This is a genomic window from Corynebacterium marquesiae, assembly GCF_030229635.1.
GTDB lineage: Bacteria > Actinomycetota > Actinomycetes > Mycobacteriales > Mycobacteriaceae > Corynebacterium > Corynebacterium marquesiae.
Genome location: NZ_JASPII010000001.1, coordinates 278,345 through 305,326 on the forward strand (window position 1 = coordinate 278,345; position 26,982 = coordinate 305,326).

Here is a 26,982-nt window from a genome sequence, read left to right on the forward strand (position 1 = left end):
GATGCAGCGACAGATTCTCTATCTTTTCGCCCTCACCGCCCTCGCCGCAGCGGGGATGGCGGGGTGTTCCACTGAGGAGGCATCGACAAGCGAGTGCTCCCCAGTCGATCCCGCCGCGGTGCGCGAGGCCCTGCCGGATTCGCTCGGTGAAGCTAAGCTCGACCCCCAGTCAGCTGAAAACGATGATCATTCCTTTTCCGCGCTCTACCGCGCAGAGGATAAAGAGCAGGTCAGCCTGCTGGGGACGAAGTATGAGGCCGAGGGCGCACCTGTTTGCCCCGATGACCCCAATGAGGCAGCGCAGCGCTACCTAGAGCTACTGCACGACGATCTCGATGCCAAAAACGCCGCCCAGCAGCGCCCCGCCAATGACTACTCCCCCTTCGAATTCACCTCCGCTGACCGGCACTTTTATTGCAGCGCTTGGCCGGTGAAGGATTCGGTATCTACCACCTGCGTGACCACCGTGGGCGATGTGGCGCTGAACTACTACCTCCACCGTGATGGCCGCGACTCCGCAGCCGAGCAACAACGCATGGAAGACATCGGCGCGGAGCTCGCCCCCGCCCTGCAGGACCTGGACTAGTCCGGGCTCACCACATCGTGGTCGAGGCCCTGCCCGCGCCGGCGCCTTTCCGCCCGGCGCTTTTGCGGCCCGATGGTAGTCTCCGGATTCTTCACTGCTTGTAGACCCGCGTTGAGCACGCCAAAACGCGTGCATGCAGATCCTGCCAAAAGCGATAAGCCTGCGGCCACCGATACCGCACGGGATTTCGTGGCCGCCGCGAGCGCGCTACCTACGCCACCGGCCGCGATGAAGTATTCCGAGGCCTTCATCAGCGTGCCTGGCTTTCCCTCGTGCAGAGCCTCGCGCGGTTCTGGCTCCATGCCTTCCTCAAGCACCTTGGTCGCTGCCAGATCGCTGGCCGCCGCGGCCATACCCAACACACGGGCCGGTCCCGCGTGCTCGACCGGAGTGGTCACCATAGCCAGGCCTGACGACGCCGCACCCGCCGAGGAAACGAAAACATACGGCAGGTGCTTTTTCATGTCATTCCACACCGGGTTCGAGGTATTGGACAGCAATACCGCGGTATAACCCGCAAGCGGGCCGCCAAGCACGCCCGTGACCGCGCCCGCCGGCCCGGCCGACTTCTTAAGCACCGTACGCACAAACTTCGGCAGCGGCAGCTTGTAGCCAGTCGCCGCATCTACTTCCGCGGCGGCGGGCAGCGCAGCCGCGCTGGCAAAGCCCGACAAAATCCACGAGCCCATGGACATTGGCGAGGTCACCTTGAAGACGCGGAACATGTTCAATGCGCGTTCCGGGCGGCCCAAATCCAGAATCAAAAAGACCGATCCCACGGCCGCCGCGCCAAAGGCAGAAAGGCGCGTGGTACGACGCAGCGGCGCATTGCCCACGGCCTGTGCGCCAGCGGCCAAGAGCCCCGAGCCACCGCTCACGCCGCCCAAGAAGAGGTAGGCGCCGATAGGCCATTCCCACGGCGGGGCCTTGACCACTGGTCGGCCATAGTAAGACGAGAACTCGAAGTCCTGCGCCATGCGCTCCTCTTTGGAGCCGTCCTGCGCACCCGCGCCTGGACGCTTCCGCTTCTTCTTCGGCTTCGTACCGTCGAACTTCCGGTAGCGATTGTGGCGCTCCGGCTGTGGCGGGCGGTACTCATCAAAATTGCTCATTTGCGTCCCCCAATCAGGAAGGAACCAGCCACGGCAAGCGCCATGCCACCGATAGCCTTGGCTGCGGTCTTATACATCTGCGGCAAATCGGCCGTCGGCACGCGCGGGTCCGGCGGCAAACCGTAGACCTCAGGTGAATCCAAAAGCAGGAAGATGGAGCCGGTTCCGCCCACACCATCGTCCTGGTTGGCACCGTAAAGGCGGGCCTCAGTAAGGCCTTGCTCGTGCAATACGCGCACGCGTGCCTTGGCTGCGGCCACCATCTCCTCGTACGGGCCGAACTGGATGGAATCGGTCGGGCAGGTCTTAGAACATGCTGGCTGTTCGCCCTGCTTCAGGCGGTCGTAGCACATAGTGCACTTCTGGGCCACGCCCAAGTTCTTGATCGGCATCGCCTCGCCCGGCGTATGGTCCGGGCCCTGCGGGGCAAGTTGCTTGAGTTTTTTCAACACGTTGACACCGGCATGGGAATTATCCACGTAATCCACTGTGGCCGTCTTGTCATACTTCAGCGCCACACCGCCGTCATCGCGGCGCTCGATGACGCCAAAGGGGCAGCCGGCCACGCAGGTACCGCAGCCATTGCACACATCATCCTGAACCACAACGGTGCCAAACTCGGTGCGGAACAGCGCGCCGGTAGGACACACGTCCAAGCAGCCTGCATGCGTGCAGTGCTTACACACGTCCGAGGACATGAGCCACCGGAACGTATCCGTATCCGGCGGGGTGGTATCAACCTCTGGGGCCTGCGCCCCTACCGAAGGCATGCCAAGGGAAATGAGATTCTTTCCCTCCTCGCGGGCCTGCTCGATGCGGTCATTGTTTTGCTCCACAAAGGCCACGTGGCGCCAGGTATTTGCACCCAGTGCGCCGGTGTTGTCATAGGAATCACCCGTGACGTCATAGCCTTCTACCGGGTTGCGGTTCCACTCCTTACACGCCACCTCGCAGGCCTTACACCCGATGCACACGGAAGTGTCGGTGAAAAAGGCCATACGGCGGTACTTGTCATAGCCGTGCCGGCTCGCGTTTTCGGTCAGAAGATTTGTCATTTACTTACCTTCTTCGCTTTCCTCGCCCTTCTCGCCGTGCTCATCCGCGTCCGCGGGCTGCTGCGGCTCTGGGTTATAGGTGAAGGAATCATCCACGGTGAGCAGATCATTACCGGAATCCAGGTTCAGGTGCGCGCGCTTCTGATACTCCTTGAGCATCTCTACACGGGCTTCACCGCGCGGGCGACGCCCCGGCTGGATATCGCAAGCGCCGATCTTGGAATTCTGGATGAATACGTTCGGCTCCAATGTAAGGCCCAGCAGATCATTGGCGCCATCGCCTGCAACGGCCGTGGAATCGGACTCGCCATAGTGATACGGCAAGCCGATCTGGTGGAACTCCTCACCATTGATCTTCATCATCTGCATGCGGTCAGTGACCAAGACCTGCGCCTCAATGACGCCGCGGGGCGAGATGATCGTGGCCCACTTGCCGTTTTCCAAGCCACGCTTTTCTGCCAAGGCCTTATCGACCTCGCAGAATAGGCCCGGCTGCAACTCCGCCAGGTACGGCAGGCGGCGCGACATCGCACCCGAGGTATACATCTCGGTGAGACGATAGGTGGAAAAGACAAACGGGAACACCTCCGAACCCGGCTCACCAGGTTCTGGGCGCGACAGGTTGTCTGGGCGCTTGATGGTCAGGCGCGTCGGCGATTGCTGTTGCTTGTACAGCACGTTGTGCACCGGGGACTCGTGCGGCTCATAGTGGGTGGGCAATGGGCCGTCGGAAAGCCCGGTCGGTGCAAAGAGCCAACCGCGGCCATCCGCCTGCATGATGAAGGCATCGGTGCCGTCGAGGGCATCCGGGCCCACGGCGTCGATCGGAGCCTTGTAGTCCGGGGACTTGGTAGCCGGGAAGTCCGGCACGTCATCGCCAACCCATTTACCCTGGCCGGCGTCCCACCACACATACTTCTTGCGCTCCGACCACGGAGTGCCGTCCGGCTTCGCCGAAGCACGGTTGTAGAGCAGGCGGCGGTTGGCCGGCCATACCCAACCCCACTCCGGAGCTACCTCGTTTTGCTCCGAACCCGGAACCTTGCGCGCGGACTGATTAATGCCGTCCTTAAACACGCCGGTATAGATCCAGCAACCACCCGAGGTACTGCCATCGTTTTTCATCTCCACGAAGGCAGGCAAAAGCTCGCCCTTTTTCGGCCCCTCTAGGTAGTAGCCGTTGATCTCCTTGAGGATATCCTCAGAATTCGGCTCGCCTTCCTCGGTTTCCACATAGTCCCACGTGACCTTCTGCAGAGGAATATCTCGCGGATCAGTGGAATCGCGCAGGCGCTCCTTAATCTTCTTGCCCAACTGGTAGAAGAACCACAGGTCACTCTTGGCCTCGCCCGGCGGCGGCGCTGCTTGGAAGCGCCACTGCAGCATGCGCTGCGTCTGAGTAAAGGTGCCCGCCTTTTCCACGTGGGTGGCCGCCGGCATCAAGAAGACCTCAGTGCCGATGTCTTCGGTCTTAAGCTCACCGTTTTTAATCTCCGGCGAGTCCTTCCAGAAGGAGGCGGTCTCAATCTCCTGGAAATCGCGCACCACCAGCCACTTCAGCGCGGCCAAACCGCGGCGCTGCATTCCGCCGTTGGACTGCGCCACGGCCGGATTCTGGCCGAAGACAAAATAGCCTTCCACCTGCTCATCCAGCATTGCCATAAGCGTTTCATAGGTCGAATGCGCGCCAGAGATGCGCGGCATGAGGTCATAGCCCCAACCATTGTCCTTGGTTGCCGCATCGCCCCAATAGGACTTCATCAGCGAGACTGCATAGTTCTCACCAATCTGCCAAAAGCCCTTTTGCGACTCATTACGGATTCCATCGACAAACTCTGGCCAGCTTTGCTTATCGACGCTCGGCATGGGCAAATACCCCGGCAACGAGTGGAACAACGTCGGGATATCGGTAGATCCCTGAATCGAGGCGTGACCGCGCAGCGCCATAATGCCTGATCCAGGACGGCCCACATTACCGGTCAGCAGCTGCAAAATAGCTGCGGTACGGATGAACTGCGCACCCAAGGTGTGCTGGGTAAAGCCCAACGCATAAGCAAAGCAGGTAGTGCGCTCCGGCGTAGAGTTCTGCGCTATCGACTCGGCTAGATAGAAGAAATCCTCCTGTGCAATACCACAGGTTTCCTCCACTACCTCAGGCGTATAGCGCGCGTAATGCCGCTTGAGAATCTGGAAGACGGAATTCGGATGCTCCAGCGATTCATCGCGTTCTACATTCCACGACGCACCCTCAGGCTTTTGCACGTACTGCCACGAATCCGTGACGTACTTTCCAGTTTCCGGATCATAGCCGGAGAACAAACCATCCAAGTTCTCGGTGTCCTGATAGTCCTCCGAGATGATCATCGGCGCATTGGTATACGCCACCACGTAGTCGTGGAAGTACAGCTCGTTTTCCAGCAGGTAGTTAATGACTGCGCCCAAAAGCACCACGTCCGTGCCGCCGCGAATGCCGATGTGGCGATTCGCAAAGGCAGACGTGCGCGTATAACGCGGATCCACGTGAATGATGCGTGCACCACGCTTCTTGGCTTCCACCACCCACTGGAATCCCACTGGGTGACACTCGGCCATGTTAGAACCCTCAATGACGATGCAGTCCGCATTCGCCATATCCTGCAGCGGTTGGGTTGCGCCGCCGCGGCCAAACGAAGTTCCTAGACTAGGAACAGTGGCGGAGTGTCATATGCGTGCCTGGTTCTCGAGCTGAATCGCACCAGCGGCGGTAAACAGCTTCTTAATGAGGTAATTTTCCTCATTATCCAAGGTCGCACCGCCCAAACCGGCGATACCCATCGTGCGGTTGAGCGCACGACCTTCATCGTCCACATCCTGCCAACCGTTCCGGCGGGCTTCCAAGAAACGATCCGCAATCATCTCCATCGCGGTATCTTCATCAAGATCCTGCCACTCCGTCGAGTGCGGCGCACGATACTTAATCTTGGTAAGGCGCGTAGCGGAGTTAATCAACTGCTCCGACGCAGATCCCTTCGGGCACAGGCGCCCACGAGAAATGGGCGAATCCGGATCGCCCTCCACCTGGATGACGCGGTCATCTTTGACATACACGCGCTGCGAACAACCGACCGCACAGTACGGGCACACCGACTGCACCACGCGGTCTGCTTCCACGGTGCGCCCATGCTTATCTTTGCTCTTTTGAGACTGCGTATTGACGTCCCTTCCGAAGGGATCGCCACTGCGCAGCTGGCGCACAACCGGCCAGTTGAGAGGGCTAAAGCGAGACATATCCCTAAATCTATATTTAGCTGAGCCAAAAAGCTACAAAGGCTACCCTAACTAGCTTGCACCGCCCAGAGCGCCCGCTTAACCCCCTCGACGATGTCCGCCAGCTCCATCATGGGCTTATCCGTTTTCTCCTGCTCTGTTATATACGGCACGTGGACAAATCCCGCGCTCACCCTCGTCCCCTCGAAGTGATGCAGGAGGCCATAGAGCAGCTGGTTACATACGAAAGTCCCGGCCGTATTCGACAATCGCGCCGGACTATCCCCCACCGCCGCGACCATTTCCTTTACCGGCAGCGTAGAGAAATAGGCCGTCGGGCCGCCTTCCACAACCGGTACATCCACCGGCTGATAACCCGCATTATCAGGAATATCGGCATCCATCACGTTGATCGCGACCCGCTCCGGGGTGATATGTGCCCGCCCGCCGGCCTGGCCCAAACATACAATGGCTTCGACCTCCGAATCCTCCGCGACCTCAATCGCCCGACGCAGCGATTCTCCGAATTTCGTCGGGATCACCAGCTTGACGAGCTCCGCGTCTCCAATGTGATCCGGTAGTTGCTGAAGAGCTCGTTCTGTGGGGTTTATGCTCTCTCCGCCGAAGGCGTCAAATGCGGTTACGAGGATCTTCATGCCGCCAGTATTTCAGATTCCGGGACACTCCCGCCCTTCGCGCTCACCGGCAGCGCCAGGATGGCGCTTCCCCTTGGTTTTGGTGAGCGGCAAGGGTGTAGGCCCCAACCCCGCTCCCCTCGCGCTCACCGGGAGCCATGCTCCAAGCACTCAGGGTTCTGCCCGTGAGCGCGAAGGGCGGGCTGCCTAACCAATCTGCTGCTTCGTAGTGCAGTCGATCTTCGCGTATGAACGTCCATTCTTATCTACTGACGTCATGGCATAGTTTCCGCCATAAGCTCGGCACCCGGTGTAGTTATCGACCACCGGCACCGGCTGAGGTGCGGGCTGCTGCTCGGGGGCTTGATAGCCAGCCACCTCGTCAAGCGTTGGCTGCTCCGCTACCTCTACTTCAGGCGCGTCGTGCTCCTGCTGGCGAATCTCTTCCTGCCGCTGCTCTGCACGACGGCGTTCTTCTTCCTGGCGCTCCTTCTCGCGCTTCTCTTCCTCCCGTGCTTTCTCCTCCAATTTCTCGAGCTCTTCGCGGGCTTGCTTCTCCTTCCCTTCAAGCTCGCGTTCCTTCTTCGAGGCAATCTCCTTGGGAGCATCCGGATATGCCGCCTTCTGGAAGGTGCTTCGAGCATCTTTGCGGTGAGTCAGAGCCGCTAATCCGGCCTTCGCTGCTGCTGACTTGTCCAGTACATCCTCGTAGCCTGCACTATCAGCTTCCCCGGAAGCTACAAATGCTGCCGCCGCAGCTTCTGCGCTGCTAAGCGCCTCGGCCATGTCCTCATCGCTGGAAACCTTGCACTCGTCCGAGACCCCAAAGATCCCTTCGCCAGCGTCTTTAGGGCCGCGTTCGGCATTGTGCACTTCGTCGTAAAACTTGTCGTTTCCGCCAAATACAACCGCCGTGGCTAGCCCTTCGGCCGCGACATCCGCGTTAATGAAGTCATCGTCAATAAAGACACCGGCAAGAGTGCGGCCGTACTTGTCGGTCCGCTCGGAGTCATATTCCAACCGAACCTCCGTCCCCTTTGGCAACCGTCCTTCCAAGTACCGCTTGGCTTCCTCCGCGAGGCACTCACTCGGTTCGCCGTTATGGCCGATTTCAGGCGTATCAATATTAAGTAGCCGAACGCGGGTATTTTCGCCGTCGAGGTCGACGTCAATGGTGTCACCATCGATTACTCGATTGACCACCACAGTATCTTCATCACCACCGCCTAAAGCTACGGAAGCCACTGCGCCAACTGCAAAAATGCCAACGAGGGGTTTAACCCAGCCCATAAATGTTCCTCCTGAGAAAGATAGAGAGAATAGCTACTTAAAGTTAGCAATGGGAGACATGTGACAGCTCAAGCTCCCCTCCCTTCGCGCTCACCAGCGCCCTAAAACCAGCGCAAAAACACCTTTCCGTGAGCGCGAAAGGTGAGGTTTCGGCCACGGCAGATAACTCGCACTTTGTACCTACAGACGTAGAAGGAATAAGCTGAGCGATGTTGAAGTTGAACAGGACAGTATCTGAAGAATAGTCCGATCTGTCCATTTTTATTTTCAAAGGAATCTTTATGTCTCAACAAGAATCTTCGCGCTCCAAGCTTCCCGGCTGGGCCACGGGATTCGGTGCTCAGGTCATCGCGGGCCTCATCATCGGCCTTATCCTGGGCTTCATTGCTTCCGGCATGGATACCGACCCAGACAACCCGGGCTGGTTGACTACCCTGCTCACGGGAGTCGGCAACGCCTACGTCCAGCTGCTCAAGGTGATGATCCCGCCACTCATCTTCGCTGCAGTTGTTACCTCCGTCGCTAATCTGCGCAAGGTAGCCAACGCCGCTTCCCTGGCAGTTTCCACGCTTGTATGGTTTGCCATTACCGCATTCTTCTCCGTCTTGACGGGCATCATCGTCGCCGTCGTGATGAAGCCGGGCATCGGCACAAGCATCGATGCTGCCACCGCGCAGGATCCTTCCCACGTCGGTTCATGGACCGCGTTCTTTGAGCAGCTTCTGCCCCAGAACTTCGTAGGCCTTTCTGCCTCGCTTTCCGACGGCGAAGTATCCCTCAGCTTTGGCGCCCTCCAGCTCCTTGTCATCTCGCTAGCCATTGGTATCGCCGCTGTCAAGACCGGCAAGTCTGCTGAGCCTTTCCTGCGTTTTACCGAGTCCTTCCTGAAGGTCATTCAGGTCATCCTCTGGTGGATTATCCGCCTTGCCCCGATTGGCACCGCGGCCCTCATCGGTAAGGCCGTAGCCACCTACGGCTGGGATGCACTGGGCTCGCTGGGCAAGTTCGTCCTAGCCATGTACGTAGGCATGGGCCTGGTATTTGCCGTGGTCTACCCGGCTGTGCTGAAGTTCAATAAGATCCCGGTCATCGGCTTCTTCAAGCGCGTGTGGCCGGTGACCTCGCTGGGCTTTGTTACCCGTTCTTCGATGGGCGTCATGCCAGCTACCGAGCGATTCAGTGAAAAGGCTATGGGCGTTCCATCCGAGTACGCTTCCTTTGCTATTCCGCTGGGCGCGACTACCAAGATGGATGGCTGCGCTTCCGTATACCCAGCCATCGCTGCCATCTTCGTCTCCCAGTTCTATGGCATCGACCTTGACTTCACCCAGTACCTGCTCATCATCTTCGTGTCCGTTATCGGTTCCGCCGCTACCGCAGGCACCACCGGCGCAACGGTGATGCTCACCCTGACGCTTTCTACGCTCGGCCTGCCACTGGCCGGTGTTGGTCTCCTGCTTGCCATCGAGCCAATCATTGACATGGGCCGTACCGCACTCAACGTCACCGGACAGGTGCTGTGCGCCACCATCGTGGCTAAGCGCGCCGGCATCCAGGACAAAGCAACCTGGGATGCTGCCGAGAACGGCGTCAAGCACATTATGGATTCTGACTCGGCCGAGACCATCGGAGTCAAGGCTTAAACCAGTCTCCTAAAAGGCAAAAAGAAACGCCCGCAAGGTAATCCTTGCGGGCGTTTAGCTATGCGCTTTTACTTCTTGAGGCCGTCAACACCATCGGTGTCGATCTGCTCCTTGCGCAGCTCCTCAGTGTGAGTCTCGGTGTCGCGAACGGTGTCCTTCTTCAGGTTGATCTTCTCAACCGGAACGGTTTCCTTGTTCACGTTTACGCGCTCCTCGTGCAAGGTGACGGAAGCTTCCTCGGAGTCACCGGAGATAGCGCCGTTGTAGTTCTTGGCATCCTCAGCGTTGATCGGAGTGCGCTCGACGCGAACCTCTTCGCGCTCGACCGGAACCTCGACGCTCTCGGTGTCAGTCACAACGTACTTGCGCAGGCGAGCCTCACCGCTAGCCACGCGCTCCTTGTTGACGTTGAGCTGCTCCTCGGAACGGATGAGCTCGCCATCGTTGTTGGTGCGTGCAGCTGCAGCGTCATCAGCTACGCCAGCCTTGCGCTCGGTAGCAGCAGCGTCGGTGGTGTGGGTGTCTGCCTTCTTCTCGTCAGCATGTGCACCAGCAACGCCTGCACCAGCAGCGCCAGCGCCTGCGGTCAGGTTGTGTTCCTTGTCAGCGCCAGCCTGAACGTCGCGCTTGGAGTCAAGGTTGGAATCCTTGTAGTCGGTAACGTCGCGTGCGTTATCCAGACCGTAGTGCTTGAAGATATCGGACTGTGTCTCAGGGGTCAGCGGCTTATCGGAGTCGAAGTCCGGAGCATCCTTGATACGGTCCTTGGAGAAGCCCAGCTTCAGATCATCGCCGGAGAAGTCGTGTCCACGCAGCGGAACCAGGCTGGAGTTCATGCCGAACAGGCCGTGGTTAACCTCAACGAAGGTAGGCTGGCCGGACTGGTCATCAACGAATACCTCGTTAACGTCGCCCAGCTTCTCGCCGTTCTTGTCGTATGCGGTTGCGTTAAAGAGGTCCTTAATGTTCTTACCCATTGTCAGTAAATCCTTTCTGCTATTGGTATAGCTATCTTCAACCAAACAAAAGGACATTTTCTAACCCCGCCACATGGATTGTGGGGGTGAAAATCTCCAATTGATTGCTGTGACAACCACCATACGGAGAAATCAAAATTTTTCGACCGCTAGCGGAGATTTTTCTCGATTTTGTTCACCAAAGCCAAGCTTCATGCAGCTCAGAACGGTTGATAACAGTTCTATAACATTGGAAAATCTGCACCATAAGCACCCGAACCGAGGAAACCGGATGTCGATTCCCTCGCCCGCAGCGCCCTAGCCGCACCCCTTCACGATCTCCAAATCGTCCACTGTTCACCACACCCCCGAAATGCGGTGACAGCGGCACCACAGGATTCTCTCAAGAGAGTGTACCTTTTCTCCGAGTATCCACAGTGGTCGGCAGAAAGCTGAGAAGACTAAGCCTTAGCGGAATAAGTACGGACGCCGATTTTCCAGGCCGGCTGGTTCCACATGAATGAAAGCACTGCAGCCTGGGTACAGCTCGTCGAGGGCAATTTCCACTGCGTCTGCAACCTCGTGGGAGTGCATGACGCTCCATTCCCCTGGCACCTCCATGGTCAGGTACACCAACCGCTGGCGGCCAGAGGCCACGGTGCGACGCTCCGTGAAGTTTACCGAGTGTTCCTGCTCCAGCCGAGCTAGGAGCTGCCTAATGTTCTGACGCTCGTCGTCGGGAAGCGCCTCAGAAAGCAGGCTACTTACCGAATCGCGCAGGAGGCTATAGCCTGTCCACAAAATATTGATGCCCACTGCGAGCGCCACTACAGGATCCAGCCACCACCAACCAGTAAGGAATACGGCGGCGATGCCGACAAGGACGCCGACGGAAGTCCAGACGTCGGTAAGCAAATGGTGCCCATCCGCATCCAAGGTGGCGGACCGGTAGCGCTTACCTGCACGGATGAGCGCGATGCCCACCGCGCCGTTAAGCACGGACGAAAGCGTTGACAACGCCAAGCCCCAGCCCGGCTCTTCAATCGGCTGCGGAACAAAGAAGCGTTGGATCGCCGTGTACACGATCATGCCGGCCGCAATAAAAATCATTGCACCCTCTACCAAGGCGGAGACGTACTCGGCTTTGCCGTGGCCAAACTGGTGGTTATCATCGGCCGGTTTAGAGGCAATCCGGAGCGCATAAAAGCCGGCGACGGCCGCGACGAGATTCACGATGGATTCGAAGGCATCGGAGAGGAAGCCCACCGAGCCGGTAAACCACGCGGCCAAGGCCTTGAGGAGGATGGTAGCCACTGCGGCGGCGATGGATAGCTGCATGAAGCGCTCAAGAATGCGCTGCTCTGAGCCTATGGAGGACATAGTCACTTCTCCCTTCGGTTCGGTTGCGGACCGAAGGTCTCGTTCACGGCCGCGGGCACTGCGGACGCTGGCTGGCCGGGCTAAACGCCAGTATGTCGACCAGTCATCTCGGAGCTCACCGAGGGAACTACTCCCCTTCAGGAAAACTAACTTTATAGGGCACATGACGCCGGCGCAAGATCGAAAAAAGCCACGGGCAGTACCCGTGGCTCAAATCTGTGGAACTTTAGTGTTGTCCCTCTGCAAACTCTTCTACCAGCTTGGCGTTGAAGGCAGGCAGGTCATCTGGAGTGCGGGACGAGACCAAGCCTTGGTCGCAGTGGACTTCCTCATCTACCCAGGTGGCACCTGCATTGCGCAGGTCGGTCTGCAGGGACGGGAAGGAAGTCAGGGTGCGGCCCTTGAGGGCTTCAGCATCAGCCAGGATCCAAGCACCGTGGCAGATGGCGCCGAGCGGCAGATCCTTGCTCATGTGTTTGCGCACGATTTCCACCGCGGCCTTATCCAAGCGGATGAGGTCGGCGTTATCGGTGCCGCCAGGCAGAATAATGCCGTCGAAAGACTCGCCAGTGGAGTCAGTGGTAGCGGCGTCAACGGAAATCTCCGTACCGTTCTTGCCGGTAATGGTGCCGGCCTTTGGGGCGAGGACACGCACGGTAGCGCCAGCGTTCTTCACGGCCTCTAGCGGGGAGGTCAACTCGGAGTCTTCGAAGCCATCGGTAGCGATGATGGCAATGGTTTTGTTATCTAGTTCAGCCATGTTGCAGCCTCCTTTGTTCGGGTACGCCGCCCACAGTAACGCGGAAGTTTCGTCTTCGCTACCTTCTTTTCGCTTCTACGGACAAGCCCCTCGCCCGCAGCCAAAACCAAGCTCAGACCGGCTGGAATTAGCCGCCGATCTTAAAGTCGCACACATCGCCGTCCTGCATGATGTAGTCCTTACCCTCTTGGCGGACCTTGCCATGCGCACGGGCCTCAGCCATGGAGCCGGCGGCTACAAGGTCATCGAAGGAAACGATCTCGGCCTTAATGAACTTCTTTTCAAAATCGGTGTGGATGACTCCAGCTGCCTGCGGTGCGGCAGAGCCCTGCTTAATGGTCCACGCACGGGCCTCCTTCTCCCCGGCGGTGAGGTAGGTCTGCAGACCCAAGGTGGCAAAACCTGCCTTAGCCAAGGTGGCTAGGCCCGGCTCATCTTGGCCTACGGCCTCGAGCAACTCGCGGGCTTCGTCTTCTTCCAACTCGAGCAGCTCAGTTTCGGTCTGCGCATCGAGGAATACGGCCTCAGCCGGGGCGACGAGCTGGCGGAGTTCTTCCTTCTTAGCGTCGTCGGTAAGCACTGCTTCATCCGAATTGAAGACATAGAGGAAGGGCTTAGCCGTCATCAGATGCAGATCGCGCACGAGCGCGAGGTCAATCTCGCCCTCCTTCGCCGCGGCGAAGAGGGTGCGATCATCTTCCAGAATCTCCTGGGCCTTCTTGGTTGCTTCCACCTCGGCGGCCAAATCCTTATTCTTGCGCGCATCCTTTTCCAGGCGCGGCAGGGCCTTTTCGATGGTCTGGAGATCCGCAAGAATGAGCTCGGTATTAATAACGGAGATATCGTTGCGCGGGTCCACCTTGCCATCGACGTGAATGACATTGTCATCAGAGAAGGCGCGCACTACCTGGCAAATGGCGTCTGCCTCACGGATATTGGCTAGGAAGGCGTTGCCCATACCTTCACCGTGCGAAGCACCGGAGACGATACCGGCGATGTCCACGAAGGACACGGTGGCAGGAAGGATGCGCTCAGAGTTAAACATCTCCGCCAGTTGGGTCAAGCGGGAATCCGGCAGCTCCACCAGGCCCACGTTGGGCTCGATGGTGGCAAATGGGTAGTTCGCCGCCAGGATCTCGGAACGGGTCAGGGCATTAAACAAAGTGGACTTGCCCACATTGGGCAGGCCGACGATTCCTAGTGTAAGACTCACGGGGCCAATCCTAACGCACCCGCCTTCTTTTAAGGCAAGATGGTGGGGTGAATTCTGATAGCCAACCGCTGCCCGATGACCCTCAAGCGGGCTTGGGCGATAAGTTTGATGAAAGCTTCGACACCAGCAAGCTGGAAGATGTATCCCCACATCCACCGGGTGATCAGGTAGACCGCTCCGTCATCGCCGGCGAGGTGGTTAAGTCCGCCTCCCTATGGGCCGTTCGGCTGCTCATCATCTGCGTTTTCCTCTACGCCCTCTACCGTTTACTGGGTAACTTCTGGCAGGGCCTTTTGCCGGTGCTTTTGGCCCTTATTATCTGCACCGTTCTGGCGCCGGTGGCGAAGAAGCTGCGCAATATTGGCCTGCCCGCCGCGTTGGCGGCCGCCGTAACCATTTTGGTTTCTTTCACGGCTGTTGGCGGCCTCATTGCGTTTGTTGCCCCAGATTTCATGCGGCAATCCCGGTCACTGTATTTGCAGACGGTCTCCGGCATCCAAAGCCTGCAGCTCTGGGCCCAGGGCCCACCGCTTAACCTCGATAGCGATGACATGAGTAGCTACATCGACGAGGCGGCGTCCTGGCTGCAGCAACGTGCCGGCGCCATCGCAGGCTCGGTCTTTACCGGCATCGGCACCGCCACGTCCATCTTGGTCACGCTCTTCATCGTGCTGGTGCTGACCTTCTTCTTCTTGAAGGACGGCGCCAAGTTCCTTCCTTGGCTGCGCGATGCCACGGGCAAGCGCGCCGGCTGGCACCTTACTGAGCTGCTTACTCGCGCCTGGAATACGCTGGGCGGCTTCATTCGCGCGCAAGCGGTTGTCTCGCTTGTCGACGCCGTCTTTATCGGCGTCGGCCTCGCCCTTATCGGCGTTCCGCTGGCCATGGCTTTGGCGATCATCACCTTTATCGCGGGCTTCATTCCTTTCGTCGGCGCGATCGTCGCCGGCGCCCTCTCCGTCACCATCGCGTTGGTCTCCCTTGGCGTCACCAAGGCTCTGCTCGTCCTCGGCCTAGTGTTGCTGGTCCAGCAGTTGGAAGGCAATGTCCTCTCGCCCTGGCTGCAGTCCAAGGCCATGGACCTGCACCCGGTCATCGTCCTGGTTTCCGTAACGGTAGGCTCAGCTCTCTTTGGCCTGATAGGTGGCTTCCTCGCGGTTCCGGCGGCCGCGATGTTTGCGGTGGCCTACCGCTACGGCCAAGACATGATGAAGCTGCAGTCGGGCGAAAAGACCGCCGCGGATCTCGACTTTTCTACCGTGGCTGGTTATCTCATCGGCCGCTACACCGAAGACCAAGGGCGTTATAAGCGCGAGGCATGGCTCAAGATGCCGGACTATGCAGCCCCAGAAGGCGCGTTTGCCGACGTCTCCGCGGACGGCGATTCCACTTCCCTCGACGCCGCCCTCAATGTGGAATCCACCCCCAAGGAGCATGAAAAGCCCGGCATGCGCGCAAACCTGCGCCGCGCCCGCGATGCCTTCGAAGGCCTGTTGAACGGAGATTCGAAAAAATAGTGAGTCGTGTCGGCGGCGCGTGCCATGCTGGAAGCCATGACTTCCACTTTGCCCGTGCTGCTACTTTTTATCGGCCTCATCCTCGGCGCGGTAATGGGCTGGTTAGCCCATTCTTACTCCGCTACGCGCTCCGCGCCGAGCGCCGAGCACCGCGCGCTGCAAGACTCGCAGCGCCGCCAAGCCGAACTCCAACCGCTAGAAAAGGCCATGGACCGCTTGGGATTTCAGCTCCAAGAAATTGAGGAAGACCGCACCGCGCTGCTCGCTTCCCTTTCCAGCCAGGTACAGGCGGTGACCCGCACCTCCTCCCGCCTGACCGAACGCACCGACAAACTAGTGACCGCTTTGCGCTCACCCAATGTGCGTGGCCGTTGGGGCGAGGTGCAATTGGAGCGCGTGGTTGAGCTCGGCGGTATGACCAAACACGTGGACTTTGATTGCCAGGTCTCCGCCCCATTGGGCGGGCGCGTCGTCCGCCCTGACATGCTCATCAATTTGGCCGGTGGCCGCCACATCATCGTCGATGCCAAGGTTCCTTTTACCTCTTACCTTGACGCCCTAGAAACCGATGACCCGGAAGAGCACGCCGGCTTCCTCCGCCGCCACGCGCATTTAATGCGCGGCCACGTCCAAGCACTATCGCAGAAGGACTATATTGAGGCGTTTCAACCAACGCCCGAGTTCGTCATCCTCTTCGTTCCCGCAGACCCCTTCCTTGATGCTGCATTATCGGTGGACCCAGAACTTATCGAGTACGCCTTTGAACGCAATGTAGTGATCGCCACCCCCAGCTCGCTTTTTGCGCTCTTGCGCACGGTGGCCATGGGGTGGCACCAGGAAGATATTTCCGCCAAGGCAAAGGAGGTCCAGCGCTTGGGGCGCGAACTGTATACGCGCCTGAATACGCTTTCTGATCACTACGGAAAGGTGGGCCATAACCTGGAAAAAGCAGTCGAAGCTTATAACGCCACGCTTTCCTCGCTCGATTCCCGCGTGGGCGTCACCGCCCGCAAATTGCATGAGATGGATATCCCGGGCCGCACGGATCGCACCCCGCGGGAGCCCTTGCCTATTGATACGTGGCCACGCGGAAATTCGGCACTATAAATCCGCCGCTTTCGTGCGTGGAAATAGCCATAGGCCGGCGGCAACCGGTAGGATCTTCCGACGTGTCACAAGCCAAGCAAAGAAAGTCCTCCGCCGCCCAAAGCTCCGGTCTCCCCAGCATCACGCTGGGTAAGGGCCTTGGGCTGCTCGCGGCACTCTTGCTCACCGGCGCGTTTATTTCCATGCTGATGGGTTCCATCGGGTGGGCTTACCTCGCGTTCCTCGTAATCGGCTCACTGCTGGTGGCGCTCATCGTGGAAGAGCGCGGCCTCTTCCTCACCGTGGCTTCAATCCCCATTGTGTATGCCATAACGGTGGGCTTGGCCGGTTTCTTTATCACCAAGGCCAACTTGCCAGAGGGCGCATCGGCTTTTTCCAAGACGGCGACCATCACCGCGGCTTTCCCCCTTGTCCAGAGGTTCCTGTGGCTCCTCATTGCCCTGGTGGGCGCGGCAATCATCGCCTGGCTGCGCTGGGTACGCTTCCGCAAGACGGCCAAGCGCACCGCCGAAATGGAAACCGCTTCCCGCCGTGCCGACGCCAAACAAGACCGGCGCAACCGCGAGGAGCGCCTATCGGTTGCAGACTTGATGGCGCGCGATAAACCGGCAAGGAACTCCAAGCAGTCTCAAGCCGCTCCGCAGCGCGCCCGCGCCTCGCACACGTTGAAGAAGTCACGCCCCGCGCCCAAGGATCGCCTCCGTGGTCGCGACCGTGAAGAGCGTCGCCGAATGCAACAAGAGGAACGCGACAATCCACTGCGCCCGGATCCAGCCCGGCGCGCTGGCGATTCCGTTCCGGCATCTCAGCAGGAGAAGGAACGGCCCAAGCAAGGTTGGGACGATAACCTCTACGACGAGGACTAAAGCAAAAAGAAAGGCCCGTTTCTGGGCCTTTCTTCCGTTTTAACTGCCGTATAGGCAAACGCTACTTAGGTGCGTGCTGGGCGCAGGTCGCGCGGTAGGGCGAAGGTAATCGTCTCGGTAGAGGTCGTTACCTGTTCTACGTCGCTATAACCGCGCTCGTCCAGGAACTCCAGTACTTCGCGTACCAGCAACTCAGGTACCGAAGCACCGCAGGTTACGCCGACCGTCTGGACGCCTTCCAACCAAGATTCGTCGATTTCCTTGGCAAAATCCACGAGGTGGGAAGTCTTGGCGCCTGCCTCAAGCGCCACCTCAACCAAGCGCACCGAGTTAGAAGAGTTCTTAGAGCCCACCACAATCATCAGGTCACACTGTGGGGCGATGGCCTTGACGGATTCTTGGCGGTTTTGGGTGGCGTAGCAAATATCGTCTGAAGGCGGGTTCTCCAAGTGCGGGAAGCGCTCGCGCAGCTTATTGACGATGGTGATGGTCTCATCCACCGATAGCGTGGTCTGGGACAGCCAGATAAGCTTCTCATCCTGCAGGAACTCTGGCAGCTTGGCGACGCCCCCGATGCCATCCACGAGGTGGGTGACCTCAGGTGCCTCGCCGGCGGTGCCTTCTACTTCTTCGTGGCCTTCGTGGCCAACCAAGAGGATGTGGTAGCCATCGCGCTGGAAGCGCTGGGCTTCCTTGTGCACCTTGGTAACCAACGGGCAGGTGGCGTCCAAAGTAAGCTGCTTGCGCTGCGTTGCTTCTGCGCGCACGGCAGGGGAAATACCGTGGGCGGAGAAGACTAGGTGGGCGCCTTCTGGTGCCTCAGAGGCCTCGTCGACGAAGATGACGCCGCGGTCTGCCAGAGATTCTACGACGTAACGGTTGTGCACGATTTGTTTGCGTACATAAATGGGCGCGCCGTACTTTTCCAGCGCCTTTTCTACGGTCTCGACCGCGCGGTCCACGCCTGCGCAGTATCCGCGCGGGGCCGCGAGGAGAACATTTTTACCATCAGTCATGGCTCCCAGAGTATCGAAACACTACGCAAAACAATAGTGGAGCCTAACGTCACCTTTCTGGCTACCCCGAGCGGGGCAATAGACCGCGCTGGCCCCTAAACTAGACGGAAGAACACGGCAGACTGAAGAAAGGGAGACTGTGTGAATCAACCGGCAAATACTCCGGATACTCCCTGGCCCGTTGGCAAGGTCAATGACCAAGTCAAGGGCTGGATCGAGCGCCTGGGTTACCTGTGGGTAGAAGGTCAGTTGACCCAAATTAACTTCAAGCCCACCTGGAAGCTGTCCTACCTCACTCTGCGTGACGTACAGCAGGAAAAGTCCGTGCAATTAACTTGCCCATCATCGATGTTGCAGTCATTGTCAGCCCCGCTGAAAGACGGCGACCGCGTCATTGTCCACGGTAAGCCCGCCTTTTACGCTGGACGCGGATCCTTTTCACTGTGGACCACCGAAATTCGTCATGTGGGCATTGGCGATCTGCTTGCTCGCATTGAAAAGCTGCGCCAACAGCTAGCTGCTGAAGGCCTTTTCGATCCCGCACGCAAGCGACCTCTCCCCTACCTGCCGCACAAAATTGGGCTGATTACCGGCCGTGGTTCTGCTGCAGAGCGGGATGTAATGGCGGTAGCCCATGACCGCTGGCCGGCGGTGCAATTCCGCGTCCTCAATACCGCGGTTCAGGGTGCGAATACCGTACCTGAGGTTATTGATGCGCTCCAGCAGCTTGATACGGATCCTGAGGTGGACGTCATCATCATCGCCCGTGGCGGCGGCTCCGTGGAAGATCTGCTGCCCTTCTCGGAAGAAGCACTGCAGCGCGCAGTGGCAGCGGCCGGCACCCCGGTAGTCTCTGCCATTGGCCACGAGCCGGATAGCCCAGTGCTCGATAACGTCGCCGACCTGCGCGCCGCCACGCCTACCGACGCCGCAAAACGCGTCGTGCCCTCTGTGGCCGAGGAACGCGCCATCGTCGCAGAGGCTCGCTCTCGCATGGCGGCCGCGCTGCGCGGCTGGGTGGAAAGGGAACGTCGCGGCCTCGACAATATTCGTTCCCGGCCTGTCATGGCAGACCCGATGACCCCTATCCGTGCGCGCCGCGAGGAGGTGGAGCGAACCCGCGCTACCATGCGGCGAGAAATTGAAGTCATGGTGGAGCGGGAAACCCGCCACGTGGAATCGCTGCGCGCCCGCGTATCGGCGTTGGGACCGTCGGCGACTCTCGCCCGCGGATACTCCATTGTCCAGGTAGTGCCCAAGGACGGTTCCGGGCCCGAGGTTGTCACCTCTTATAAGCAATCCCCGCCTGGCGCTCAACTGCGCATTCGAGTGGGCGATGGCTCTATTACCGCAGTTTCTATGGCCTCCCAGGCCGCCGATTAATCACCAACCGAGGAGAAAATCATGTCCGATGACACCATTGGTACCGGCCAGCCAGGCCAGGATGCTTTTACCCCAGTAGAAGAATTGAGCTATGAGCAAGCCCGCGACGAGCTTATTGAGACCGTGAAGATTCTCGAGCTTGGGCAAATGGGCTTGGATGAGTCGCTAAAGTATTGGGAGCGCGGCGAGGCCCTTGCCCGTGCGTGCGAGGCGCACCTCGACGGCGCGGCGAAGCGTGTGGAAGACGCGCTCGATAAGGCCGAGGACGCAGACGCTGAAGGAGACGAGTAGTGCACATCTATGGTTATCCAGGCGAGCGCGTGGATTTTGTGTCGAAATCCGCGGCCGCCGGTTCCATCATGGCGGGCGATTCCCGAGGTTTCGTAGAAGAATTCTTCGGTCCTGCACACACCCGCGACGATAATGAGGTGAGCTACTTCTCCCGATCCGTGGTGCTGCGCTTTACGGACGACAAAGTACGCGAGATTGCTATTTATCCGCAGCGCTCGCAGCGTGAGCGCATCGATGTCTTTGCCGGAAAGACACGCCTCAGCGGCCTAGACGCGGAGGCTTTGGCGGAGGTTATTGCCCAGGCCGGCGACGGTCTTAGCGCTACCGCCGCGGAAGAAGGCTTGGGGGAGGTTATTTTTCGGCTATAGGTGCGGCGTCGATAAACGCAGCGGTAGCAGCCTCAAAGTCACTGTCGTCCGCGGCGCCGGAAATGATGAGGCGGGCATCGCCCAAATCCGTAACCCACAGGCGGCGCACGGAATCATCGTCGCTTTCTAGCACCCGCACTTGGTGCCCCTTGACCTCGCGGGCGGATTCAATGCCGCGGTAGTTGGCGTCGTACGTCTCGCCTGCCTTATCGGCCGCGACCTGCGTTTGCGTAGACTCCACAAACCCTTGGTCAGCGGTCACCCAACTGACCACGGTGGCGTTCTCGCCGCCCATATCTACGCGGCGGGCAGCATTGGCCTCCCAACCCTCTGGCATTTCGGGATTGCGAATTGCACCGACCCCTGCGCGGGCTTGGGTGTCTAGGAAGGTTTGTTCATCCACTTCCTGCACCGCTCCCTGCTGGGTTTCGGAGTTAATTGAACACAGGCCGGTCGCTCCCACGGCGAGCAGCATCATAATCACCACGACGGCGAGGGACAGGGAGATGTCCTTCGCGCCTTCAAAAATCTTTGGTCTTTCTTCTGCAGCCACGCGCCTTAGTATCGCACGGCCAGCTTTCAAAAAGCCACACGGCCCCTTTTCCCCAAAAAGATCTGTCAATCCCCCACAAATGGGGCGCAAAATCGAACCCATTAGAGCAAAAAAGTGCGAGAATGGAAAGGTAGAGCATCAAGGGGAACACCCCTCGATGAGAAAACTATGGAAGGCAACCACTACACATGTCCGAAAATACGTCTTATCTTCCTGACCGCAACCTGGCAATGGAACTGGTTCGTGTCACCGAGGCAGCAGCACTCGCTTCCGGCCGTTGGGTAGGCCGCGGCCAGAAGAATGAGGGCGATGGCGCGGCGGTCGACGCCATGCGCAAGCTCATCAATTCCGTAGCGATGAACGGCGTCGTTGTCATTGGTGAGGGCGAAAAGGATGAGGCCCCCATGCTCTTTAACGGCGAAGAGGTAGGCACCGGCGAGGGTGCCGCCATGGATATCGCCGTAGACCCAGTCGACGGTACCCGTTTGATGGCAGAAGGCCGCCCCAACGCCATCTCCGTCATTGCGGCTGCCGAACGCGGAACCATGTATGACCCTTCCGCAGTCTTCTACATGGAAAAGATTGCCGTTGGCCCAGAAGCAGTCGGCGCTATCGACATCAACGAGTCCGTGGAGTGGAACATCAACTCCGTGGCCAAAGCGAAGAATATTCGCCCCGAAGATCTGACCGTGGTGGTCCTTGACCGCCCGCGCCACGAGCAGCTCATCTCTGAAATTCGCGCCGCTGGGGCCAAGGTACGCCTAATCATGGATGGCGACGTAGCCGGCGCCATCGCCACCTGCCAGGATTCGAACTCCATCGACATGATGATGGGCATCGGCGGCACTCCAGAAGGCATCATCACCGCCTGCGCTATGCGCTGCATGGGCGGCGAAATCCAGGGCAAGCTGTGGCCGAAGGATGAAGAGGAAGCAGAAAAGGCCCGTGCAGCTGGCCATGATTTGGACCGCGTCCTTACCACTACTGATCTGGTCTCCTCCGAAAACTGCTACTTCGCTGCCACCGGCGTGACCAATGGTGACATGCTGCGCGGTGTTTCCTACCGCAATTCCGGCGCTACTACCCGCTCCCTGGTTATGCGTTCCAAGTCCGGCACCATCCGCTACATCGACTCCATCCATAAGCTATCTAAGCTGCAGGAGTATTCCGTAGTGGATTACACCGCCCCGACCAAAAACTAGGGTTCCCCCCGAAGGCGGCCCTCTTGGTAGTTCTCCGCCATACTGGATAGCACACACTCCCCAATTAACTGAGGTGATCTTCACATGACTGAATACCGCATTGAACATGACACAATGGGCGAAGTAAAGGTTCCCGCAGATGCCCTGTGGCGTGCACAGACCCAGCGCGCAGTGGACAACTTCCCTATTTCCGGCCGTGGCCTGGAAAATGCGCAGATTCGCGCTCTTGGCCTGCTCAAGGCTGCTTGCGCCCAGGTAAATAAGGATTCGGGCAAGCTGGATGCCGATAAGGCCGATGCCATTATTGCCGCCGCTACCGAAATCGCCGAGGGCAAGCATAACGATGCCTTCCCTATCGACGTTTTCCAGACCGGCTCCGGCACCTCGTCCAATATGAACACCAATGAGGTCATCGCCTCCTTGGCGCATAACAATGGCATGGAAATTCACCCGAATGACCACGTAAACATGGGCCAGTCTTCCAATGACACCTTCCCCACCGCTACGCACGTGGCTGCTACGGAAGCTGCCGTTAATGACCTTATCCCGGGCCTGAAGGTTCTCCACGAGTCCTTGACCAAGAAGGCCAAGGAATTCGCTGATGTGGTCAAGGCCGGCCGCACCCACCTGATGGATGCCACCCCGGTTACCCTGGGCCAGGAATTCGGCGGCTACGCCCGTCAGATCGAGCTGGGCATCGAACGCATCGAGGCCACCCTGCCGCGTCTGGGTGAGCTGGCCATCGGCGGCACCGCCACCGGTACCGGCCTGAATACCTCCGCAGACTTCGGCGCCAAGGTCACCGAGGAACTTAAGAAGCTCACCGGCGTAAAGGAACTGAAGGAAGCGGAAAACCACTTCGAGGCACAGGCTGCCCGCGATGGCTTGGTGGAATTCTCCGGCGCCATGCGCTCGGTTGCCGTATCCCTCAATAAGATTGCCAATGACCTGCGCATGATGGGATCCGGCCCCCTGACCGGCCTGGCAGAAATTCACCTGAAGGACCTGCAGCCAGGTTCTTCCATCATGCCGGGTAAGGTCAACCCCGTCATTCCGGAGGCCGTCACCATGGTGGCTGGCCAGGTGGTGGGCAATGATGCCGCAGTTGCCTTCGGCGGCGCCCAGGGCCACTTCGAGCTCAACGTCTTCATCCCGATGATGGCGCGCAACGTACTCGAGTCCGCTCGTCTGCTGGCTAATGCTTCCCGCGTCTTCGCTGATAAGTGCATTGATCACATCGAGGCCAACGAAGAGCGCATGAAGCACTTTGCGGAGTCTTCCACCTCCATCGTGACCCCGCTCAACTCTGCCATCGGCTACGAGAACGCAGCAAAGGCAGCAAAGCACGCCCTGCACGAGAAGATCACCGTCCGCCAAGCCGTTATTGACTTGGGTTTCGTCGACGGCGAAAACCTCACCGAGGAAGAGCTGGATAAGCGCCTCAACGTGCTGAGCATGACTAACCGCGACCGCGATAACTTCTAAGTAATCGCCGGACCGCTTCCCCGCCCGGGCAGGACTCGGGCGGGGTTTTGCATGCCTGGGGTAAGGGGGGCGTCAGCAAGCGCTATGACATAGTACACATTAGAGGAAACGCACCTCTAAAATCACCACTTCTGCACTTGGTGCAAGTTTGCACCGAGTGTAAAGTTGCATGGCGTGCAAGAAGAACTATCACTACGCGAGCAGAAACGCCTCGAGACGCGCCTGCGCATAGAGGATGCCGCCACAAAGCTGGTGGATGAACAATCCTTCAGCGCGGTTACCATTGAGCGTATCTGCGAAGTAGCCGGTATTTCTCGGCGCACCTTCTTCAATTACTTCGATTCCAAGGAATCCGCCGTTTTGGGCGCTCCAAGCACCGAGTTTACGGAAGAGATGCGGGAGTTCTTCCTCAATGAGCCAACGACCAGCATGGTAGAACTCGTCCTCCAGCTGGTCAGACAGCATATGGAAGGCCACCACATCAACCCGACCATCCGGGATCGCCGCAAGCGCATCTCCAATGATCCAGATGCAGCTGCAGCGGCAATCAGCCGGAAGCGAGCAAAATCCATTGAGCTCATCGATCTCGTTGAAGAGCGCCTTAACAAAGAACCGGAGCTTCGCGTCCTCGACAGCTGCTCTTCCAGCACCGAGGCGATGCTCATCGCCGGCCTCGTCCGTGAGGCACTGTGGTTGGCGATGGCCTCCCCGGATGCAGATTGCAGCCTAGACCTCGGCGCGCGTCTCGATACTTCCCTCACGCTAATAACAGACTTTATGAAAGGAATGCGATGGTAGATACGGCTGCTGAGGCCCCTTCCCAGGGCAAAACCCGCGCCGATAACCTCGGGCTTATTTTCTCGGCCCTGATGCTCACCATGCTGATGAGCTCCTTGGGCCAAATGATCTTCTCTTCCGCTCTCCCCACCATCGTTGGTGAGCTCGGCGGCGTCGACCACATGAGCTGGGTCATCTCCGCCTTCCTTGTCACCATGACCATCGCCATGCCTATCTCCGGCAAGCTGGGTGACATGCTGGGCCGCAAGTGGCTCTACATCGGCGGTATCGCCATCTTCGTCGTGGGCTCCACCCTCGGTGGCTTTGCTAACTCCATGGCGCTGCTGATCATCGCCCGCGCTGTACAGGGCTTTGGCGCAGGTTTTATGATGATTTCCTCCCAGTCCATCATCGCCGAGGTGACCTCCTCCCGTGAGCGCGGCAAGTTCATGGGCATCATGGGCGGCGTCTTTGGCCTGTCCTCGGTTCTCGGCCCCGTCCTCGGCGGCTGGTTCACCGACGGCCCAGGCTGGCGCTGGGGAATGTGGATGAACATCCCGCTGGGTATCCTCGCCATTATCGTGTGCACCCTAGTGCTGCACTTGCGCGTGGGTGATGCCGATATGAAGCGCTTTGACTGGCTCGGCGCCACCTTCATCGCGATTACTACCGCTTCACTTATCCTCATGACCACCTGGGGTGGCACCGAGTACGAATGGGGCTCTTCCATGATCCTCACCTTGGGTGCCATCACCATCATTGGCGCCATCATCACCATCCTGGTGGAGCTACGCGCTAAAGAACCTCTCATCCCGGTCCGTCTGTTCAAGAACCGCAACATGGCCCTAACCACCCTCTCCGGCGTGGTACTTGGCCTGGCAATGTTCGGCGTTCTGGGCTACATGCCAACCTATCTGCAGATGGTGCACACCCTGACCCCAACCAAGGCGGGTCTCATGATGATCCCGATGATGGTGGGCCTTATCGGTACCTCCACTGGCGTAGGCTTTATCATCGCCCGCACCGGTCACTACAAGGTCTACCCCATCATCGGCCTGGCAATTACTGCTGGTGCATTGTTCTGGATGTCTCACCTAACCGTGGAGACTTCCCTGAAGCAGCTGGGCTGCGAGTTCCTGGTCTTCGGCATCGGCTTGGGCATGGTTATCCAGGTCCTCGTGCTCATCGTCCAGAACTCCTTCCCCCTGTCCCAGGTGGGTACAGCTACCGCAGCGAATAACTTCTTCCGCCAGATCGGTTCTGCACTGGGCGCTTCCCTGGTTGGCTCCATGTTCATCCACAATATGAAGGATGAGATGGCCACCCGCATGCCGGAGGCTTTCCAGAAGATGGGCCCGGAGGGTGCCGCCTATGCAGAGAAATTCGGCGATGCTGACGGCGGTGCCAATAGCCTCACCCCGGATTTGGTTGCCTCCTTCCCTCAGCCCATCGAGGAAGCAATCCTCAACTCCTATAATGACGGCCTGACCCCGGTCATCGCCCTGATGGTTCCGCTGGTTATCGTCGCCCTCGTCCTCCTCCTACCGCTGCGCGAGGAGCGACTGAAGGAAACGATTGACTAATGTTACTGTCACCTGCAGAAATATAGGCCACTAGTCGGGAGCTGCATGCCCTGCGCGATGCACTCCCGCTTGCCGACGCCCCCATAAAATCCGCCCTCGGCTATGCCCCCGGCGGCCTTCAGGCGGCGTTGGATATTCAAGCCGACCCCATCGAGGTGCGGCGTACAAGGGACTATCTAGTTTCCCTAGCCCGCGCGCACGGCACCCCGATCCCGCGCTTTAGCTGGTTTAGTTCCTGATACGTTCCTGCAGTGTAGCGCCCAAAATGCCCCTGCCATCGTTACCACGAGTGTGGTACGAGCAGGGGCTTAAATGCGCTGGGAAACTACCGCTTCTTTTCCTCCGGCTTGGGCAAAAGCAACTCAAATACGTCGGTATCGCGCCATTGGCCCGCAAGCTCACCGTAGGTCATCTTCGCCATATGCGAGTAGGTGCCCACCTTCACGAAGCCGCGCGATTTATGCAGCCCCGCAGAACCTGCATTTTCAGGGAAAATCCATGAGTGGATAGCCCACTTATGCAGGTCCTGACACACCTCAATCAGACGATCCAGAAGTGCGCCGCCGATGCCGCGGCCCTGTGCCTCGGCACCTAGGTAGATGGAATCCTCCACCACTCCGTGGAATACGGTGCGGGTAGATACCGGTGCTGCGGAAACCCACCCCAGAACCTTAGAATCATCATCTGCTTCAACGGCCACATGCACCGAAGGCATGATCTTGCCGGCTTTGAATTCCTCAAAGGTCAGGGATCGGGTCTCATAAGTAGCGTGCCCAGTATTGAGCCCCTGTTCATAGATCTCTCGCATCTGCGGGTAATCCGCCGCGGTAAAGGGGCGGATGCGGAAATCTTTCTTCTTGTCGTCCGAAGACGTCTGCTTAGCGTTCTCGCTCATATACAACATTATTACTGGGCCAAGCCCAGCTTCGCCACGCTGTACACATAAAGATCGCCAAAC

The 26,982-nt window shown here is 58.9% G+C and carries 24 protein-coding genes; 12 read left to right on the plus strand and 12 right to left on the minus strand.

What is annotated here, in order from left to right; translation table 11 throughout:
- The first annotated feature begins 1 nt into the window (after position 1).
- On the plus strand, positions 2-586 hold the full coding sequence (locus QP971_RS01285; RefSeq protein ID WP_284810623.1) for a hypothetical protein: 585 nt from the start codon (positions 2-4) through the stop codon (positions 584-586).
- Here the strand turns inward: QP971_RS01285 and nrfD are convergent.
- From nrfD to QP971_RS01310, 5 genes are all read right to left on the minus strand, one after another.
- Positions 583-1,698 (minus strand): NrfD/PsrC family molybdoenzyme membrane anchor subunit, encoded by a 1,116-nt coding sequence (gene nrfD, locus QP971_RS01290; RefSeq protein WP_284810624.1) that lies wholly within the window; start codon positions 1,696-1,698, stop codon positions 583-585. The two genes, QP971_RS01285 and nrfD, sit on opposite strands and share 4 nt — an antisense overlap.
- Complete coding sequence (locus QP971_RS01295) at positions 1,695-2,753, minus strand: 4Fe-4S dicluster domain-containing protein (RefSeq protein ID WP_238801630.1); 1,059 nt, start codon at positions 2,751-2,753, stop codon at positions 1,695-1,697. Before QP971_RS01295 ends, nrfD begins: the two co-directional genes overlap by 4 nt.
- On the minus strand, positions 2,754-6,020 hold the full coding sequence (gene fdnG / locus QP971_RS01300; protein ID WP_284810625.1) for a formate dehydrogenase-N subunit alpha: 3,267 nt from the start codon (positions 6,018-6,020) through the stop codon (positions 2,754-2,756).
- A gap of 47 nt (positions 6,021-6,067) precedes the next feature.
- Positions 6,068-6,655 (minus strand): pyroglutamyl-peptidase I, encoded by a 588-nt coding sequence (locus tag QP971_RS01305; protein WP_284810626.1) that lies wholly within the window; start codon positions 6,653-6,655, stop codon positions 6,068-6,070.
- A 186-nt stretch (positions 6,656-6,841) separates the two neighbouring features.
- Positions 6,842-7,924, minus strand: coding sequence for a thermonuclease family protein (locus tag QP971_RS01310; RefSeq protein ID WP_284810627.1), 1,083 nt, complete (start codon positions 7,922-7,924; stop codon positions 6,842-6,844).
- 281 nt (positions 7,925-8,205) lie between these two features.
- Between QP971_RS01310 and QP971_RS01315 the strand changes: the two genes are divergently transcribed.
- Complete coding sequence (locus QP971_RS01315) at positions 8,206-9,567, plus strand: dicarboxylate/amino acid:cation symporter (protein WP_284810628.1); 1,362 nt, start codon at positions 8,206-8,208, stop codon at positions 9,565-9,567.
- 68 nt (positions 9,568-9,635) lie between these two features.
- Here QP971_RS01315 and QP971_RS01320 read toward each other — a convergent pair whose 3' ends face one another.
- From QP971_RS01320 to ychF, 4 genes are all read right to left on the minus strand, one after another.
- Positions 9,636-10,544 carry a PRC and DUF2382 domain-containing protein gene (locus tag QP971_RS01320; RefSeq protein ID WP_284810630.1) on the minus strand — a complete coding sequence of 303 codons (909 nt, stop codon included), beginning with the start codon at positions 10,542-10,544 and terminating at the stop codon, positions 9,636-9,638.
- 447 nt (positions 10,545-10,991) lie between these two features.
- On the minus strand, positions 10,992-11,903 hold the full coding sequence (locus tag QP971_RS01325; RefSeq protein WP_284810631.1) for a cation diffusion facilitator family transporter: 912 nt from the start codon (positions 11,901-11,903) through the stop codon (positions 10,992-10,994).
- Between the two features lie 226 nt (positions 11,904-12,129).
- Positions 12,130-12,663, minus strand: coding sequence for a type 1 glutamine amidotransferase domain-containing protein (locus tag QP971_RS01330; RefSeq protein ID WP_284810632.1), 534 nt, complete (start codon positions 12,661-12,663; stop codon positions 12,130-12,132).
- 127 nt (positions 12,664-12,790) lie between these two features.
- Positions 12,791-13,876: a redox-regulated ATPase YchF gene (gene ychF, locus QP971_RS01335; RefSeq protein ID WP_284810633.1), complete on the minus strand. Its 1,086-nt coding sequence runs from the start codon at positions 13,874-13,876 to the stop codon at positions 12,791-12,793.
- 47 nt (positions 13,877-13,923) lie between these two features.
- Between ychF and QP971_RS01340 the strand changes: the two genes are divergently transcribed.
- The 3 genes from QP971_RS01340 (at position 13,924) to QP971_RS01350 (ending at position 17,366) form a co-directional block, all read left to right on the plus strand.
- Positions 13,924-15,393, plus strand: coding sequence for an AI-2E family transporter (locus tag QP971_RS01340; protein ID WP_284767595.1), 1,470 nt, complete (start codon positions 13,924-13,926; stop codon positions 15,391-15,393).
- A 36-nt stretch (positions 15,394-15,429) separates the two neighbouring features.
- The gene (locus QP971_RS01345; RefSeq protein WP_238801622.1) at positions 15,430-16,500 is read left to right on the plus strand and encodes a DNA recombination protein RmuC; all 1,071 of its coding nucleotides are present in this window, start codon (positions 15,430-15,432) and stop codon (positions 16,498-16,500) included.
- Between the two features lie 62 nt (positions 16,501-16,562).
- Positions 16,563-17,366, plus strand: coding sequence for a DUF6542 domain-containing protein (locus QP971_RS01350; protein ID WP_284786563.1), 804 nt, complete (start codon positions 16,563-16,565; stop codon positions 17,364-17,366).
- Positions 17,367-17,431: 65 nt separating this feature from the next.
- Here the strand turns inward: QP971_RS01350 and QP971_RS01355 are convergent, their stop codons facing one another.
- Entirely contained in the window at positions 17,432-18,382 is a 951-nt protein-coding gene (locus QP971_RS01355; protein ID WP_049378468.1) for a 4-hydroxy-3-methylbut-2-enyl diphosphate reductase, read from the minus strand.
- A 141-nt stretch (positions 18,383-18,523) separates the two neighbouring features.
- Here QP971_RS01355 and xseA point away from each other — a divergent pair, with 141 nt between their 5' ends.
- The 3 genes from xseA to QP971_RS01370 are packed head-to-tail and all read left to right on the plus strand — an operon-like array spanning position 18,524 to position 20,424.
- Positions 18,524-19,765 carry an exodeoxyribonuclease VII large subunit gene (xseA, locus tag QP971_RS01360; protein WP_284810634.1) on the plus strand — a complete coding sequence of 414 codons (1,242 nt, stop codon included), beginning with the start codon at positions 18,524-18,526 and terminating at the stop codon, positions 19,763-19,765.
- 21 nt (positions 19,766-19,786) lie between these two features.
- A complete protein-coding gene (locus tag QP971_RS01365; protein ID WP_005327444.1) occupies positions 19,787-20,056 on the plus strand; it encodes an exodeoxyribonuclease VII small subunit in 270 nt (89 codons plus the stop codon).
- Positions 20,056-20,424, plus strand: coding sequence for a hypothetical protein (locus tag QP971_RS01370; RefSeq protein ID WP_284786560.1), 369 nt, complete (start codon positions 20,056-20,058; stop codon positions 20,422-20,424). Before QP971_RS01365 ends, QP971_RS01370 begins: the two co-directional genes overlap by 1 nt.
- Here QP971_RS01370 and QP971_RS01375 read toward each other — a convergent pair.
- Positions 20,408-20,977 (minus strand): DUF4245 domain-containing protein, encoded by a 570-nt coding sequence (locus tag QP971_RS01375; protein ID WP_049378465.1) that lies wholly within the window; start codon positions 20,975-20,977, stop codon positions 20,408-20,410. The two genes, QP971_RS01370 and QP971_RS01375, sit on opposite strands and share 17 nt — an antisense overlap.
- 188 nt (positions 20,978-21,165) lie before the next feature.
- Here QP971_RS01375 and glpX point away from each other — a divergent pair, with 188 nt between their 5' ends.
- The 4 genes from glpX (at position 21,166) to QP971_RS01395 (ending at position 26,024) form a co-directional block, all read left to right on the plus strand.
- Entirely contained in the window at positions 21,166-22,179 is a 1,014-nt protein-coding gene (gene glpX, locus QP971_RS01380) for a class II fructose-bisphosphatase (protein WP_284786559.1), read from the plus strand.
- A gap of 84 nt (positions 22,180-22,263) precedes the next feature.
- Complete coding sequence (locus tag QP971_RS01385; protein WP_284786558.1) at positions 22,264-23,664, plus strand: class II fumarate hydratase; 1,401 nt, start codon at positions 22,264-22,266, stop codon at positions 23,662-23,664.
- A 174-nt stretch (positions 23,665-23,838) separates the two neighbouring features.
- A complete protein-coding gene (locus tag QP971_RS01390; RefSeq protein ID WP_049378462.1) occupies positions 23,839-24,462 on the plus strand; it encodes a TetR/AcrR family transcriptional regulator in 624 nt (207 codons plus the stop codon).
- A complete protein-coding gene (locus QP971_RS01395; protein ID WP_198492802.1) occupies positions 24,456-26,024 on the plus strand; it encodes an MDR family MFS transporter in 1,569 nt (522 codons plus the stop codon). The genes QP971_RS01390 and QP971_RS01395 overlap by 7 nt, the downstream gene beginning before the upstream one ends.
- Before the next feature lie 325 nt (positions 26,025-26,349).
- On the opposite strand, the gene QP971_RS01400 is transcribed toward QP971_RS01395, so the two are convergent.
- Complete coding sequence (locus tag QP971_RS01400) at positions 26,350-26,919, minus strand: GNAT family N-acetyltransferase (RefSeq protein ID WP_284810635.1); 570 nt, start codon at positions 26,917-26,919, stop codon at positions 26,350-26,352.
- Between the last annotated feature and the right edge of the window lie 63 nt (positions 26,920-26,982).